This window comes from Gordonia amarae NBRC 15530, assembly GCF_000241345.1.
Lineage (GTDB): Bacteria > Actinomycetota > Actinomycetes > Mycobacteriales > Mycobacteriaceae > Gordonia > Gordonia amarae.
In genome coordinates this window covers 299,328-314,812 of the sequence record NZ_BAED01000020.1, presented here as the reverse complement: position 1 = coordinate 314,812, position 15,485 = coordinate 299,328, and the positions used below count along the sequence as shown (strand labels likewise).

The window sequence follows — 15,485 nt, the reverse complement described above, 5'->3', positions numbered from 1 at the left end:
TGGATTCACGTTTTCGGGGTGTGCCGGACGATCCCGGCGTGATCGGCGGCGGCGGCGAGCACCTCACGCAGCATCGCCGGGGTCAGCCGGCCGGTGAAGGTGTTGTGCTGGCTGACGTGATAGCAGCCGAACAGGGTGATCGTCTCGTCACCACGATGTAATGAAACCTGCATGCCATGACCGAATTTCGGCGCCGGACGTGGCACTTCCCAACCAAAGTCCCGCAATTCACGCAACGCCACCTGCCACCCGAAACCACCGAGCACGACGACCGATCGTGCTGTGGGGAACAGCAATTCCATCTCGCCGCGAAACCACTTGGCGCACTTGTCCCGTTCGGCGGGCGTCGGTTTGTTCTGCGGCGGAGCGCAATGCACGGGCGCCACCATCCGCACCCCGAACAGTTCCATCCCATCGTCGATCGACGTCGCCACCGGCTGACTGGCCAATCCCACCTCATACAGGGCACGGAACAACACATCGCCGCTCTGGTCGCCGGTGAACATGCGGCCGGTGCGGTTGGCGCCGTGCGCGGCCGGCGCCAGCCCGACGATCAGCATCGCCGCATCGGCCGGCCCGAAACCGGGAACCGGTCGGCCCCAATACTCCTGATCGGCGAACGCGGCCCGCTTCTCCCGCGCCACCTGCTCGCGCCAGCGCACCAGCCGCGGACACGCGCGGCACTTGACCACCGCGGCGTCGAGCTGATCCAGCGTCCGATAGCGCACACAGTCACGCTACGCCAGATCAACAGGGATGCCGGTCAATCCAGGATCAGGCACCGATCGCGGGTCCGGTCCACCCCGAACCAGCCGCGTTCGAACTGCTGCCACCGCGTCAGGTGTTCGCGTTCGGCCTCCCCGTCGCGGGCGACGGTGCGCGCCAGGCGCTGCCCCTCGGTGCCGCCGTCGACCCACAGCGCCCGAGTCAGCCGCTCCGCGATCGCGGTGCGTGCCGACGACACCCCCTCGATGATCAGCAGCGGTTCCCAGCGCACCCACACCGGCCGGCCGGCCGACGGCGCCCCGTCGCGCCACACCCGCGGCCGGTACACGTAGTCGCGGCGCCGGAAGAACGGCCGCAGGATGTCGGTCTCGAGTTCGGGCCACCACGCCACCGGGTTGTCCCAGGTGGCGAAGTCGTCGGTGCGGATCAGCACCGCCCCGGTGCCGCGGTGCGCCAGCTTGGTCATCAAGGCGTCCGCGATCACTGATTTTCCGGCGCCCGACGGCCCGTCGATGGCGACGATCCCGGTGGACAGTTCGGCCGCCAGCTCGTCGAGATGCCGCTCCACGACGGCCTCGAGTTCGACGACCGCCGTCCGGTTCCCGGTGAGCACGGGCGCCAGAAACTCAGTCACCATCAACTCCCCTTGATCGGGAACTTTGGGGTGAGAATCGGTGCTTGCGGGGCGGAGGTCACGGTGGTGCGGCCGGTGCGCAGGTAGGTGACGACGGCGTTGTCGATGACCTTGTTGCGGCGGCCGACCTGGCCGTGGTCGCCACCGCCGACGGTGATCAGGTGGGTGCCCATCAGCCGCCGCATCGCCAGCGACTGCCGGTACGGGGTCTGCGGGTCGCCGGTGCTCTGGAACTGCAAGGGCTGCACCTTCAGGCCCCGGTTGCGCACCGGGACGGCCTTGCCCACGGGTGCGGCGCCGGCGCATGCCATGCCGGACTTGTACAGCAGGCCGGGCGCTTCGAAGGCGTCGCCGACGATGAAGTTCTGCACGTACGACGCGGGCCACTGCGTGGGGTCGGCCACCGACCGGTTCTCGTTGCACAGCATCAGTTGCTGCATGCTGGTCGAAGCCGTCAGCTCTTGGAGCACCTCGGGCGTGAACACCGTGATGTCGCGTTTCGTGGCGAGGAGCTGCCCGACCATCGACCACATGTTGCGGTCGGGTGCGGCCAACCGTGTCACCCCGAGCAGTTGCGACAGGCCCTGGACCTTTCCGGGGTTGTTGACGGTCGCCAGATAGTTCTCGAACCGGGCTCGGGTATCGGCGGTGAGGTTGGCGCCGCGGACGTACAGTTCGCCGAGCGCTTTCAGCCCGGGCGGCACGTCGCCGATCTGGGCGGGCGGCGCCGACAGCGACGGCGGCACACCGGCCTGCTTCTCGACCCGTGTACTCCAGGTCCGGTACACGGCCAGCGGAGTCTTCCCGGCGTGGTAGCTGCGGTCGTTGCGGGCGATCCACGCCATCATCTCGTGGACCCGCCGCTTGTAGCCGGGGGTCTGCGCGACGAGGATGTCGCTCCAGGCCAGTGCGGGGTCCATCGCGGAGTCGAGGATCAGCCGGTCGGTGTGCTGCGGGAACAGCGTCGCATAGGTGGCGAACAGCCACGTCCCGTACGACAGCCCGAACAGGCTCACCTTGCGGACGCCGAGCGCTTTGCGCACCTGCTCGACGTCGCGGGCGCCGGTCTCGGTGGTGAGCGTCTTGTAGTAGCCGGTTTTCCGGGTGTCACAGCGTTCGCGGTTGACCAGGCCCATCTCGGTGATCACCCGGCCCGGTTCCTTGACGGCCTCGCACCGCACCGGGGTGGCGCCGGGCAGGCCGCGTGGCTGCACCGCCACCAGGTCCCACTCGTCGCGGACCGCGTCGGGCATCGCGAGCGCGGAGAACATGGCGATCGCCGACCCGCCCGGACCGCCCGGATTGCCGACGAGCACGCCGCGTTTGCGTCCGGGATCGCGGGCGGGAATGCGGCTGACAGTGAGCTCGATGGTCGGGCCGGACATGTTGTCGTAGGAGCGGGGCACGCGCAGCGTCGCACACTGGGTGTTCTTCGACGCCCCGAACGACTTATCGCATGCACCCCAGTTGAGCTGCGCCGGCGCGGCCTGTGCCTGCGTCGGGACCGTCAGGGCGGATGCGACAACCGCGAACGATGCGCACGCCGCCACCGGTAGAAATCCTCGACGGACACGGGCAATCCTGTGAGTCGGCATAACTACACCTAACCAAAACGCAGAGCGCACCGACCACCCCGATACAGGGTTGTCACTTCGCGGCTGCCGCACCGCCCTGTCCTCGGGCGGCGTCACCTCTGCTGACCCACAGCCAACGACCGACCCTGACAATGCCGAGCAGCGCGCCGGCGACGGTGAGGCAGATGGCAGCGATCAGCCCGGCGCGGCGCCAACCGTAGAGGAACGCGCGCTGTTCCTCGTAGTCACGGGAGACGTAGTAGTGCGCACCGAATCGGTCGATCCCCTCATACCGACAGCGGTCACCGGGTGCCATGGCCACACCCTGACAGGTGACGACAATGCTGCCGTTCAGGAAGAACCATGCGACAACCGAGAGCACGGACCCGATCACCACGATGACCACTGCCAAGGCGACACTGAACCGGGGAAACCGGCGACGACGAAGAGACTGGGCACCCGAAACGGCGCCGGCAACAGCTCCCGCTGCGCCCAGTGCCAACGCGACCCCGAGCAACCGCCGGTCATCGCGCGTCATCCCGGACCGACCTTCATCCGGTCAAATTATCACCAGGCAGTTCGCGACCACAGTCTCCTGAATGACGCCGCCGCCGTCGGACTCAGGCCAGTACGCGGCGACCGGACAAGGCTCGGCCGAGGGTGAGTTCGTCGGCGAATTCGAGGTCTCCGCCCATCGGCAGGCCCGACGCGAGCCGGGTGACCGACAGCCCGGGGAAGTCTTTGAGCATCCGCAGCAGGTAGGTGGCGGTGGCCTCGCCCTCGGTGTTGGGGTCGGTGGCCACGATCACCTCGGTGACGTCGACGCCGTCGGGCTGGTTGGCCAGGCGTCGCAGCAGTTCCCGGATGCGCAGCTGGTCGGGGCCGATCCCCGACAGCGGGTCGAGCGCGCCGCCGAGCACGTGATAGCGCCCGTGGAACTCCTTGGTGCGTTCGATGGCATGCACGTCTTTGGGTTCTTCGACGACGCAGATCTTGGTGGCGTCGCGGCGGGCGTCGGAACAGATCCGGCACAGCCGCTCGGCCGACACGTTGCCGCAGTAGTCGCAGAAGGTGACGTCGTCGCGGACCCGGGCGAGTGCGGCGATCAGCCGGTCGATGTCGGCGTTCTCCCCGGCCAGCAGGTGAAAGGCGATGCGCTGGGCGCCCTTGGGCCCGAGGCCCGGCTGTTTGGCCAGTTCGTCGATCAGATCCTGGATCGGGCCCTCATACACCGCTGGTCAGCCCAGTCCGGGGAATCCGCCGCCGAGTCCGCCGGCGAGGGGACCCATCTTGTCCTGGGCGAGCGCGTCGCGTTTGCCGGCCAGGTCGTCGAGCGCGCCGAGGACCAGGTCCTGCAGGGTGTCCACGTCGTCGGGGTCGACGACCTTGGGGTCGATGGTGACCGAGGTGATCTCGCCCGCGCCGGTACCGGTCACGGTGACCAGCCCGTTGCCGGCGGTGCCGGTGATCTCCGCGGCGGCGATCTCGTTCTGGGCGGCCAGCAGCTGGGCCTGCATCTGCTGGGCCTGCGCGAGCAGCCCGGCCATCGGGTTGTCGCCGCCGGCTCCGCCACCGAAGATCGCGCTGGGATCGAAAGGTTGACTCACACCGACCAGGGTAGACGAGGCACCCCGGCCAGCAGCCGCCCGACATGCGACGACAGTTCGTCGACAGTCACCTCGGCGGCGGTGACCTCGAACGACAGCAGGTTGTCACCGAACAGCCTCCCGGCCTTCGGGGTCAACGCGAACTCGAACGTGGTGCCGCGCATGCGCCACTGCGTCACGGCGCCGTACACGGGTGCCGACGCCCCGGTGGTGACGCAGTACTCACCGCCGGGCAGGTCGCGCTGGATCTGGAAGCACGCCCCGGACTCGTCGTCGATGAACACGATCGCCTCGCACCGCAGGTCAGGGTGGTGCTCGTAGGAGGCGTGGATGGTCATGGAGCCACCGTATCCAGGCGCAGGCCGCTGGTGAACTCGCGGCGCTCACCGGTCAGCGGGTCGTCGAAGGCCAGCGACGACGCGAGCAGCCGCAATGGCCGGGTGAAGTCGCCGGCGTCGGGCAGCGCTGCGAGGCCGGGCCGCACGTCCGGGTACAGCGGGTCGTCGACGATGGGTGCGCCGAGCAGCGCCATGTGCAGACGCAGCTGGTGGGTGCGTCCGGTGTGCGGGACGAGCCGGTACAGACCGGTGTGCGGGTCGATCAGGGTGATGTCGCTGACCGCGTTGATCTCCCCGTCGACGACGAGTGCGCGCAGGTCACCGGCGGTTTTCTCGATGCGGTTGCGGACGGTGACCGTCTCGATGAGCTCGGGCCGCACGGGGGCGAGGGCCCGGTACTCCTTGGCGGCGCGGCGTTCGGCGAAGATCGACTGGTAGGCGGCCCGCACCTGCGGCCGCAGCGTCAGCAGCAGCACCCCGGCGGTGAGCCGGTCGAGCCGGTGGGCGGGCGAGATCTCGTCGACACCCAGTTCGCGGCGCAGCCGCACCAGCGCCGACTGCACGACGTGCCGGCCGCGCGGCATCGTCGCCAGGAAGTGCGGTTTGTCGACGACGACGATGTTGTCGTCGCGGTACAGGACCGGCAGGCCGAACGGGACGGGCGGTTCGTCGGGCAGGTCCCGGTACAGGAAGAGCGCGGTGTTGCGCCGCACCGGGTGCGCCAGGTCCAGCGCCCGGCCGTCGATGTCGACGATCTCACCGGCGTGGGCGCGGCGGTCGAGCGCGGCGGCGTCGAGTCCGGCCAGCGACGGCGCGGCGAGCAGTGCCTCGCCGACGCTGAGCCCGTCCGCCCGCACCACCACGCGCGTCGCGTCGACGCCGTCGCGTGGTGGCAGCGGCGACGGCCGGCTGCGCCTACTCACCCCTCACACCTACCGCTGGTTGAGGTGCGAGGAGCGCTGGCGACGAGCCTCGAAACCCGGTGACAGGACCATGTCGTCTCACCGGGTTTCGAGGCTCCTCGCCTAGCGGCTCGTCGCACCTCAACCAGCAGTGGGATCACTCGACGCGGGCTTTGAGGTTGGCGAGGAGGGCGGCCTGGATCTTGTTCAGGCCCTTGGGGGCGAAGGTCCTCTCGAAGAAGCCGCCGATGCCGGTGGCACCGGTCCACGAGGTGGTGGTGGTCACGGTCGACCCGCTGCCCGACGGCTTCACCGTGTAGGTGGTGACCATCGAGGAGTTGGCATCGGTCTCGGTGATGGTGTCGGGGGTGACGGTGACGGTGGCCTTGACGTCGCGCTGCCGCTTGGAGGTGGCCTGCAGGATCCAGTGCACGAGGGTGCCGTCGCCGCTTCCGCCGGAGATGACCTGGTAGTCGCGGTACTGCTCGGGAAGAATCGCCGGGCGGGCCTCGTTGTAATCGGCAAGTGCGCCGACCACCGCGTCGGGGGTGGCGGCGATATCGATGGACTGTGTTGCGGAAACCTGACCCATACCGATGGGCTCCTTTGTACGACGGTGGCGTGTTCTGCGGTGAAGTGCTGATGACGGCGTGGCCTGATTGGCGGCCCCCTGGCTTCCGTCCTAGGCTAACGAAGTGGTGTCTGTGAAGCGGGAGATGGGGCCGGAGGCATTCAGCGAGGGGGTTCGGGCTCTCCTCGCGAGCTATCGGGCCATCCCGCCCGGGGCCACTGTCCGATTGGCGAAGAAGACGTCAAATCTTTTCCGCAAACGTGCCGAAAACCCCAATCCGGGCCTCGACGTGTCCGGCCTGGGCGGGGTGATCTCCGTCGATCCTGCCGCCCGCACGGCCGATGTCGCGGGCATGTGCACCTACGAGGAGCTGGTGGCGGTCACACTCCGCTATGGACTGGCGCCCAAGGTGGTGCCGCAGCTCAAGACCATCACCCTCGGCGGCGCGGTCACCGGCCTGGGTATCGAGTCGACGTCGTTCCGCAACGGCCTTCCGCACGAATCGGTCACGGAGATCGACGTTCTCACCGGCAGCGGCGACATCATCACCGCCACCCCCACGGGGGAGTACGCCGACCTGTTCTACGGTTTCCCCAATTCATATGGCACGTTGGGCTATTCGGTGCGACTGCGGATTGAGCTGGAGTCCGTCGCACCGTATGTCGCGTTGCGGCACATCCGGTTCGGCAGCATCGCCGAGCTGCAGGCCGCGATGGACCACATCGTCACCGACGGCAGCCACGACGGCGAACGCGTCGACTATCTCGACGGTGTCGTGTTCAGCGCCGCCGAGTCATATCTGACGCTGGGCCGCCAGACCGACGAGCCGGGACCGGTCAGTGATTACACGGGGATGGACATCTTCTACCGGTCCATCCAGGAGCGGGAGACCGACCGGCTCACCATCTCAGACTACCTGTGGCGCTGGGACACCGACTGGTTCTGGTGTTCGCGGGCGTTCGGCGCGCAGAATCCGAAGGTGCGCCGCTGGTGGCCGAAACGCCTGTTGCGCAGCAGTTTCTACTGGAAGCTGATCGCCTACGATCACCGCTGGAACATCGGTGACAAACTCAACGCCCGCAAGGGCCTGCCGCCGAGCGAGCGGGTGGTGCAGGACATCGAGGTCCCCATCGAGAACACCGCCGCCTACGTCGAATGGTTCCTGGAGAACGTCCCCATCGAACCCATCTGGCTCTGCCCCCTCCGGCTTCGGTCCGGCGGGCCGTCGTGTTCTGGACTGACGACTGAGCCGGGTGAGCTTGCGAGCCCGCGCGAAGGAGGAGGGAAGAACACGACTTCCGGCCCGCAGGACCCGCGATCCGCGAGCCCGCGAGCGGGCGCAGACAAGCACAGACAGTGGCCGCTCTATCCTTTGGCACCGAACCGGACGTATGTGAATGTCGGGTTCTGGTCGGGGGTTCCGGTGACACCCGGCGATCCCGGACACACCAACAAACTCATCGAACGCAAGGTCTCGGAACTGGACGGGCATAAGTCCCTGTATTCCGAATCATTCTACGACCGTGACGAATTCAATGACCTATACGGAGGGGGGCACTATGAGCTCCTCAAGAAGCGGTACGACCCGGACGGCCGGCTGCTAGATCTTTATGCGAAGGCGGTGAAGCGACAGTGACCACGTTCAAGGAACAACCGACACGATCGCAGGAGGAGGGGTCGGCCAAGCTGACCCTGGCCGAGATCTTCGAGACGATGATGGGCGGCGATTTGTCCATCCGCATCACCGCCTACGACGGCAGCTCCGCGGGACCCGAGGACGCCCAGTACGGTCTCGATCTGAAAACCCCGCGCGGCACAACCTATCTGGTGACCGCCCCCGGCGACCTGGGCCTGGCCCGCGCCTACATCTCCGGCGACCTGGAGCTGGTCGGCGCCCATCCGGGAGACCCGTATCCGGCATTGAAGGCGCTGGCCTCCGACCTCAAGTTCAGCAAGCCGTCGCCGCTGCAGCTGGCGAATGTGGCGCGCTCGCTGGGCATCGAACATTTCAAGCCGATCGCCCCGCCGCCGCAGGAGGCGGTGCCGCGCTGGCGGCGTTTCGCCGAGGGGCTGCGGCATTCCAAAACCCGTGATGCCGAGGCCATCTCGTACCACTACGACGTATCCAACACCTTCTACGAATGGGTGCTCGGGCCGTCGATGACCTACACCTGCGCGGTGTACCCGGACCGGGATGCCTCGCTGGAGGCGGCGCAGGACAACAAGTACCGGCTGATCTTCGAGAAGCTGCGCCTCAAGCCGGGCGACCGGCTCCTCGACATCGGTTGCGGCTGGGGCGGAATGGTCCGCTACGCGGCCCGCCAGGGCGTATACGCGGTCGGTGCGACGCTGTCGGCGGAGCAGGCCGAGTGGGCGCAGCAGGCGATCGTCGACGAGGGGCTGAGCGAGTTCGCGGAGGTCCGGCACAGCGACTACCGCGACATCACCGAGGACAGTTTCGACGCGGTGTCGTCGATCGGCCTGACCGAACACATCGGCATCGGCAACTACCCGTCGTACTTCGGGTTCATGCGCGACAAGCTCCGCCCCGGCGGAATGCTGTTGAACCACTGCATCACCCGCCCGGACAACCCGAACCGCAACAAGGCGGGCACGTTCATCGACCGGTACGTGTTCCCCGACGGCGAGCTGACCGGTTCGGGCAAGATCATCTCCAAGATCCAGGACATCGGCGGCCTGGAGGTGATCCACGAGGAGAACCTGCGCGAGCACTACGCGATGACCCTGCGCGACTGGAACGTCAACCTCGTCGAGCATTGGGACGAGGCGGTGGCCGAGGTCGGCGAGGGCACCGCCCGCCTGTGGGGCCTGTACATGGCCGGCTGCCGGATCGGTTTCGACCGCAACATCGTTCAGCTCCACCACGTCCTGGCCACCAAGCTCGACGAGCAGGGCAGCAACCAGCTCCCCTTACGCCCCTGGTGGCAGGCCTGACGACGGCTCCCCCAGCTCTCTGCCCCTCGCTGGTTGAGGTGCGAGGAGCGCAAGCGACGAGCCTCTGCCCCTCGCTGGTTGAGGTGCGAGGAGCGCAAGCGAGGAGCCTCGAAACCCGGTGACATGACATTGTCGTCTCACCGGGTTTCGAGGCTCCTCGCCTGGCGGCTCGTCGCACCTCAACCGGCGGGGGTTCCGCCTGGCTGCAGCTCAGTCGGCGGGGCGATCACTCGATAACCGTCGCGCCCAGTTCGGATTTGAGCAGGTCGAGCGCGGCGGCCCCCTGGTCGTGGCGACGGTCAGGGGTGCCCGAGTGGGCGTCGGCGACCATCTCTGCCTGTTCGTCCTCGGGAATGTCCTCGTCGGCGCGGGGCGGTTCGGGTTCCGGTTCCGGTTCGGGCGGCGGTGGCTGCTTGTCGGCGGCAGGTTCCGGTTGCCCCGCCGCGGGCGACGCGGCGACCTGATTCTGGGCGCTCGGACGAGAGTAGGTCTGAGTGCGTTTGGGCTGCTGCTTCACGGCGGGCCGCGGACCACCGGACGCTCCTGCCGCCGGGGCCGATCCGGGCGCCTGATGCACCGCCCGCACGTCAAGTTCGGTGCCGAACACCTCCTGCAGCGCCTCCCGCATCACGGAGACGGCGTGCGGGGCGCCGAGCCGCTGCACGAGCGCCTCGTACGGGTGCGCGAGCACGACGGTGCGGTCCTGCAGGTCGTGCACGACGGCGGCCGACAGCATCGGTTCGAGGGTCTTGGCCCGTTCCCGTACCGCGTTGCGGAACTCCTGGTACCGGGTGCGCACGGCGTCGAGGTCAAGACCACCGGGTTCGGCTTCGGGTTCCGGCTCGGGTTCCGGCGCCGGACGCACCGGCCGGGACCGGGGTGCCGCATCCTCCGGCGGCAGCGCGTATTCGTCGACAGGCTCCTCGGGGAGCGGGACGTCGTCGTCGTCGGCAGACGTTGCGGCCGTGCCGGATTCATGATCCGGGCCGTTTTCCTGGTCCGGAACGAGCCGCAACCGGGCTTCCCGGCCCGCACCGGACGGTGCGGCAGGTTCTGGTACCGGCTCCGCGACAACGGATTCGGCAGGTTCGGTGACCGGTTCCGGTTCTGGTTCCGCTGCGGGAGAAGGTGTTTCTGCGGATGACGGTGTTTGCCGAGCAGACGCCAGATCCTCCGTGGCCACCGGGTCGGGATCCCACGGCGGGGTCTCGTCGACCCGCGCCGCGGGCGGTACGAGCGCCTCTGCGGCCTCAGAGCGAGCCGACTCTGCGTCGTGTGCCACAGCCAACGCCACCGGCTGATCGGGTGCGGCTTGTTCGGGCACCGGTTGTTCGGCCACCGGCTCCCGCACCGCCGGATCCTGCGCCGCGTGATCGGCCTCGGCCTCTTCGGCTTTGCGCCGCTCGGCCTCCTCCGCTGCCTTGCGTTCCTCCATCGCCTTGCGTTCGGACGGCCGCATGAACCGCGACTCGGTGACCGGCGGTGTCGGCGCAGGCGGGGCGGACGCAGCCGCGGCGGCAGGCGCGCTCGCGGGCGCGGCGGCAGGACGGGCCGCAGCGCCACTGGTGACCACACCCGCTTCGAGCTGCTCGATCCGCTGCAGCAGCGCCGTCTCATCCGACGACGCCGCGGGCAGCAACAGTCGCGCGCACAGCACCTCCAGCAGCAGACGCGGCGAGGTGGTGCCGCGCATCTCGCCGAGCGCGGCGTGCGTGGTCTCGGCGAACCGGGTGAGGGTGGCGGGCCCGAGCACCCCGATCTGGTGCCGCATCCGGTCGAGCTGCTCCCCCGGCGCCTCCACCAGACCACGGTCCACGGCCTCCGGAACAGCTTGCAGCAGAATGAGATCCCGCAGCCGTTCGAGCAGGTCGATCGCGAACCGGCGCGGATCGTGCCCGGCGTCGACGAGCCGTTCGACCGTCGCGAACACCGACGCGCCGTCGCCCGCGGCGAGGCCGTCGATGGCGTTGTCGATGAGCGCGACATCGGTGACGCCGAGCAGCGCGAGGGCCCGGTCGTAGGTGACCCCGTCCTCGCCCGCACCGGCGAGCAACTGGTCGAGGATCGACAACGAGTCACGCGGCGAACCGCCACCGGCGCGGATCACCAGCGGATACACGTCGGGTGCGACGGTGACGTGTTCCTTGGCGCAGATGTTCTCCAGCAGACCGCGCATCACCGGCGGGGCGAGGAGCCGGAACGGGTAGTGGTGGGTGCGCGAGCGGATCGTGGGCAGCACCTTCTCCGGTTCGGTGGTGGCGAACACGAAGATCAGATGCTCCGGCGGCTCCTCGACGATCTTGAGCAACGCGTTGAAGCCCGCGTTGGTGACCATGTGCGCCTCGTCGACGATGAACACCCGGTACCGCGATTCCGACGGCGCGTAGAAGGCACGGTCCCGCAGCTCGCGGGTGTCGTCGACACCGCCGTGGCTGGCGGCGTCGAGTTCGATCACGTCAAGGTTGCCGGGTCCGCCCGGCCGCAACGCCACACACGACGAACAGGTACCGCACGGCGTCGACGTGGGTCCTTGCGCGCAGTTCAGCGAGCGCGCCAGGATGCGCGCCGACGATGTCTTACCGCAGCCGCGCGGGCCGGAGAACAGGTAGGCGTGGTTGATCCGGCCGCTGTCGAGGGCGCGGCTGAGCGGGTCGGTGACATGCTCCTGACCGACGACTTCGGCGAATGTTGCCGGGCGATAGGTGCGATACAGGGCCACGCGTCGAGCCTACCGGCGACCACTGACGGTCGACCGATCAGGCGAACCCGGAGGGTTCGCGAGTGTCATCCGGGCTGCCACACCCGCAACCCGATGTGGGGGGCGGCATGGACGAAATCGCGATCCGCAGTGAGCAGAGTGTGTTTGTTCACGATCGCCAACCGAGCGAGCAGTGCATCGATTGTTCCCAACTGAACCCCCGCTCTGCGGCACGTATTGCGCACCGAAGCCGCACCGATGTGGTCCTCAATCGAGGGAACGAGCACGGGAACCGACGCGAAGCGAGCAAGAATCTGCTCCTGCGCGTGCCGGGGAACGAACCCTTGGAGCAACTCCTGAAGGACGAACCCGGTGGTGATCACCACGTCCCCGCCCACGAGGAGCCGACGAAGCTCATCGAGTTCAGGCGTGGTCGGCGGAGAATCCCGGCGAAACGCCAACGACCACACACTTGTGTCGACAAGAACGCTCATCAGCGCGCGCGCTCAGCCTTGTAGTCGAAACCCTCGTCCCAGTCCAGCGTGCCGAACAGATCAAGGATCGCCGCCTGTTCGCGGCGCGCGATGAACTCCTGAAGTGCAACGGTGACCGTTGCCTTCTTGGTTCGCTCGCCGCTCACCCGGAAAGCGTGTTCGAGAAGTTCAGGATCAATTGCGAGGTTCGTAGCCATGTGTGCCTCCTTACACACAAAGCTACACAGCATTCGGGCCGATCGTGGTTTGGCGAAGCTGGCGGCGACACCGTCGGCTTCGGTGCTGCGTTCGATCCTCTTACGCCGGTGATCATGGCGGCGCCGGCGGCAAACGCGTCCCACACCCTTATTCGGACGCCCTCGACTGCCAGGAACCACGCGGTCAGATGCGTTCGATCGCCGTCTCCGCAACTCGAACCGGCCGGTACACGGCGATCGTGGCGAGCGCAGACACCGCGAAGATCGCGCCATACGGGAAGATCGTGAACCACTTGAGCCAGCCGACGCCGGTTTTGAAGAACAGACCGATCATGTAGCCGTCGGGCACCGACCGCAGCACGAACCAGATGGCGTGGTCGTAGTGGGTGCGCCAGGAGAACGCGGCCAGCAGCATCGCCACCAGGCCCGCCCCCACCAGCAGCCGCCGCATCGAGGAGACATCGGCCCGCAGCAGCAGGTCGACGCCGATCACCGTCAGCGGCACGAACCACACCCAGTGATGCCCCCACGACATCGGCGACACCGCGCACCCGGTCATCCCCACCATCGTCAGCGCGAGCAACTCGTTCCCCCGATGGTGAGCCAGATACGCCGCGTACATGCCGACGCCGAGCGCCACCACCGCCAGCACCAGCCAGATCGTGGTGCTCGGGGTGTCGGTGCCGGTGAGGTTGGCCAGCCAGCCGCGCAACGACTGGTTGCCCACCGACTGCGGCGAGCCGACCCTGTTGGAGTCGGAGATACGCGCGGTCCAGAACTTGAGCGCGGCCTTCGGCATGATCACGAAACCGATCACGATGGTCGCGGCGAACCCGGCCACCAGCCCGGCGACGGCCCGCCACCGCCCGACGATCGCCAGGTACAGCCCGAAGATCAGAGGGGTCATCTTGATCCCGGCGGCCAGTCCGGTGGCCGCGCCGCGCCACCGCGACTCGCCTGCGCCTGTCCGATCCGGGGTTCGGGTCAGGTCGGCAAGGACCAGCAACATCAGGAACACGTTGATCTGCCCGTACCAGATGGTGGTGCGCACCGGTTCGAGCAGCATCACGACGGCCACCAGCGACCCCGCGATCACCCGCACCTGCCACGACGGCCGCCGCCCCAGCACCCGGAAACTCAGCATGATCACCAGGTACAGCGCGACGATGATACCCGCGCTCCACACGATCCGCGCCGCGGAGAACGACATCAGCGCGAACGGGATGAAGAAGGGAATGGAGATCGGGGCGTACGTGTAGTCCATCTGCCCGAGCAGCTTGACGTCGTACAGTTTCTGGCCGTCGAGCACGGTCTGCGCCCCGGCCCGGTACACATCGAGGTCGAGCTGGTTGTCGAACAGCCCCCAGAACGGCATCGAATAGGGGACGATCACGTCCTGCAACCACAGCGCGACCAGCGCGAGCACAACGAAGGCCGCGGCGGCGATCGTCGGGCGGGCTGGTCTCACAGACGATTATTGTTCACCACGCCGCACCCTGGTCAGTCGGTATGTGTGGTGAGCAACGTCTCAGTCGCGGCGAGCAGCACACAGGTGGCCACACCTTCCATCGCGGTCCGCAGATCGTCGATGCCCGGATACGTGGGGGCGAGGCGGATGTTGTGGTCGCGCGGGTCCTGCTTGTACGGGTACGTCGACCCGGCCGCGGTGAGGGCGATACCGGCGTTCTTGGCCAGTTCGATGGTGCGTTTGGCGGCACCGTCGAGCACATCGAGGTTGATGAAGTAGCCGCCCTCGGGATGCGACCAGTCGGCCACCTTCGCATCGCCGAGCCGGTCGTCGAGGATGTCGAGGACCAGCGCGAACTTGGGGGCGAGCAGTTCGCGGTGCTTGGCCATGTGGGCACGCACTCCGTCGGCGTCGCCGAAGAAGCGGACGTGCCGCAGCTGATTGACCTTGTCGGGACCGATCGTCGAGATCCCGAGGTGCTTGGTGAACCAGGCCAGATTGTCGGCCGACGACCCGAAGAAGGCCACCCCGGCACCGGCGAAGGTGATCTTGGAGGTGGATCCGAGCACGTAGACGCGATTGGGGTGACCGGCCTCGGCGGCCCACTCGAGCACCGGGTGCGGCACCGGCGGGGCCTCGACGAGGGTGTGCACGGCGTACGCGTTGTCCCAGTAGATGCGGAAGTCGGCGGCGGCCGCGGGCACCGCGAGTAGTGCCTTGGTGACGTCGGCGGAGAAGGTGACACCGGTCGGGTTCGAGTAGGTGGGCACCACCCACAGCCCCTTGATCGATGGATCGGCGGCCACCAGTTCGGTGATCGCGGCGACGTCGGGGCCGTCGGGGTTCATCGGGACGGTGATCATCTCGATGCCGAACGATTCGGTGATCGCGAAGTGCCGGTCGTAGCCGGGGGCCGGGCACAGGAACTTGACGGTGTCCTCTTTGGCCCACGGCCGCTCGGAGTCGGGGGTGCCGTGCAGCAGCGCCGCGACCGTGACGTCGTGCATCAGGGTCAGGCTCGAATTGCCGAACGCGATCAGGTTCGCGGCGTCGACACCGAGCAGCTCACCGAAGATCTCGCGCAGCTCTTTCAGACCGGCGATGCCGCCGTAGTTGCGGGTGTCGGTGCCGGCGGCGTCGAGGTAGTCGTCCTCGCCGGGCAGGCCGAGCAGCCCGTTGGACAGGTCGAGCTGGTCGGGCGCGGGCTTGCCGCGGGTGATGTCGAGGGACAGGCCGAGCGCGCACAGCTCGTCGTAGAGCTTTCGCAGTTCGGCCTGGGTGTCGCGGAGATTGTCGGCACTCATCGAGTGGTAGTTCAACG

General features: G+C 67.9%; 16 protein-coding genes. 2 read left to right on the top strand and 14 right to left on the bottom strand.

Going from position 1 to position 15,485, the window contains the following annotated elements:
* Window positions 1–5: 5 nt before the first annotated feature.
* The 9 genes from GOAMR_RS06480 to GOAMR_RS06440 all read right to left on the bottom strand — a co-directional run bounded on the left by GOAMR_RS06480 (window position 6) and on the right by GOAMR_RS06440 (window position 6,373).
* On the bottom strand, window positions 6–728 hold the full coding sequence (locus GOAMR_RS06480) for a uracil-DNA glycosylase (protein WP_005184445.1): 723 nt from the start codon (window positions 726–728) through the stop codon (window positions 6–8).
* A gap of 35 nt (window positions 729–763) precedes the next feature.
* Complete coding sequence (locus GOAMR_RS06475; protein WP_005184441.1) at window positions 764–1,363, bottom strand: uridine kinase family protein; 600 nt, start codon at window positions 1,361–1,363, stop codon at window positions 764–766.
* The gene (locus GOAMR_RS06470) at window positions 1,363–2,910 is read right to left on the bottom strand and encodes an alpha/beta fold hydrolase (RefSeq protein ID WP_005184439.1); all 1,548 of its coding nucleotides are present in this window, start codon (window positions 2,908–2,910) and stop codon (window positions 1,363–1,365) included. Before GOAMR_RS06470 ends, GOAMR_RS06475 begins: the two co-directional genes overlap by 1 nt.
* 97 nt (window positions 2,911–3,007) lie before the next feature.
* Window positions 3,008–3,472 carry a hypothetical protein gene (locus GOAMR_RS06465; protein ID WP_005184437.1) on the bottom strand — a complete coding sequence of 155 codons (465 nt, stop codon included), beginning with the start codon at window positions 3,470–3,472 and terminating at the stop codon, window positions 3,008–3,010.
* Between the two features lie 82 nt (window positions 3,473–3,554).
* Window positions 3,555–4,166, bottom strand: a complete 612-nt coding sequence (recR, locus tag GOAMR_RS06460; RefSeq protein WP_005184435.1) for a recombination mediator RecR — start codon at window positions 4,164–4,166, stop codon at window positions 3,555–3,557.
* 6 nt (window positions 4,167–4,172) lie between these two features.
* Complete coding sequence (locus tag GOAMR_RS06455; RefSeq protein ID WP_005184432.1) at window positions 4,173–4,541, bottom strand: YbaB/EbfC family nucleoid-associated protein; 369 nt, start codon at window positions 4,539–4,541, stop codon at window positions 4,173–4,175.
* Window positions 4,538–4,879, bottom strand: a complete 342-nt coding sequence (locus GOAMR_RS06450; RefSeq protein ID WP_005184419.1) for a hypothetical protein — start codon at window positions 4,877–4,879, stop codon at window positions 4,538–4,540. Before GOAMR_RS06450 ends, GOAMR_RS06455 begins: the two co-directional genes overlap by 4 nt.
* The gene (locus GOAMR_RS06445) at window positions 4,876–5,802 is read right to left on the bottom strand and encodes a pseudouridine synthase (protein WP_244427290.1); all 927 of its coding nucleotides are present in this window, start codon (window positions 5,800–5,802) and stop codon (window positions 4,876–4,878) included. Before GOAMR_RS06445 ends, GOAMR_RS06450 begins: the two co-directional genes overlap by 4 nt.
* A 136-nt stretch (window positions 5,803–5,938) precedes the next feature.
* Complete coding sequence (locus GOAMR_RS06440; RefSeq protein WP_005184413.1) at window positions 5,939–6,373, bottom strand: SRPBCC family protein; 435 nt, start codon at window positions 6,371–6,373, stop codon at window positions 5,939–5,941.
* Window positions 6,374–6,497: 124 nt separating this feature from the next.
* On the opposite strand from GOAMR_RS06440, the gene GOAMR_RS06435 reads away from it, so the two are divergent.
* Both GOAMR_RS06435 and GOAMR_RS06430 read left to right on the top strand, forming a co-directional pair.
* Complete coding sequence (locus GOAMR_RS06435; RefSeq protein WP_040514493.1) at window positions 6,498–7,988, top strand: FAD-binding oxidoreductase; 1,491 nt, start codon at window positions 6,498–6,500, stop codon at window positions 7,986–7,988.
* Window positions 7,985–9,307 (top strand): class I SAM-dependent methyltransferase, encoded by a 1,323-nt coding sequence (locus tag GOAMR_RS06430; protein ID WP_005184409.1) that lies wholly within the window; start codon window positions 7,985–7,987, stop codon window positions 9,305–9,307. Before GOAMR_RS06435 ends, GOAMR_RS06430 begins: the two co-directional genes overlap by 4 nt.
* A gap of 226 nt (window positions 9,308–9,533) precedes the next feature.
* Here GOAMR_RS06430 and GOAMR_RS06425 read toward each other — a convergent pair whose 3' ends face one another.
* From GOAMR_RS06425 to GOAMR_RS06405, 5 genes are all read right to left on the bottom strand, one after another.
* On the bottom strand, window positions 9,534–12,026 hold the full coding sequence (locus tag GOAMR_RS06425) for a DNA polymerase III subunit gamma and tau (RefSeq protein ID WP_005184403.1): 2,493 nt from the start codon (window positions 12,024–12,026) through the stop codon (window positions 9,534–9,536).
* Between the two features lie 65 nt (window positions 12,027–12,091).
* A complete protein-coding gene (gene vapC, locus GOAMR_RS06420; protein ID WP_005184400.1) occupies window positions 12,092–12,499 on the bottom strand; it encodes a type II toxin-antitoxin system VapC family toxin in 408 nt (135 codons plus the stop codon).
* Window positions 12,499–12,696, bottom strand: coding sequence for a type II toxin-antitoxin system VapB family antitoxin (locus GOAMR_RS06415; protein WP_005184398.1), 198 nt, complete (start codon window positions 12,694–12,696; stop codon window positions 12,499–12,501). Before GOAMR_RS06415 ends, vapC begins: the two co-directional genes overlap by 1 nt.
* Window positions 12,697–12,880: 184 nt before the next feature.
* A complete protein-coding gene (locus GOAMR_RS06410; protein ID WP_244427287.1) occupies window positions 12,881–14,164 on the bottom strand; it encodes a glycosyltransferase 87 family protein in 1,284 nt (427 codons plus the stop codon).
* 32 nt (window positions 14,165–14,196) lie between these two features.
* The gene (locus tag GOAMR_RS06405; protein WP_040514492.1) at window positions 14,197–15,483 is read right to left on the bottom strand and encodes an aspartate aminotransferase type Ic; all 1,287 of its coding nucleotides are present in this window, start codon (window positions 15,481–15,483) and stop codon (window positions 14,197–14,199) included.
* Window positions 15,484–15,485: the final 2 nt, after the last annotated feature.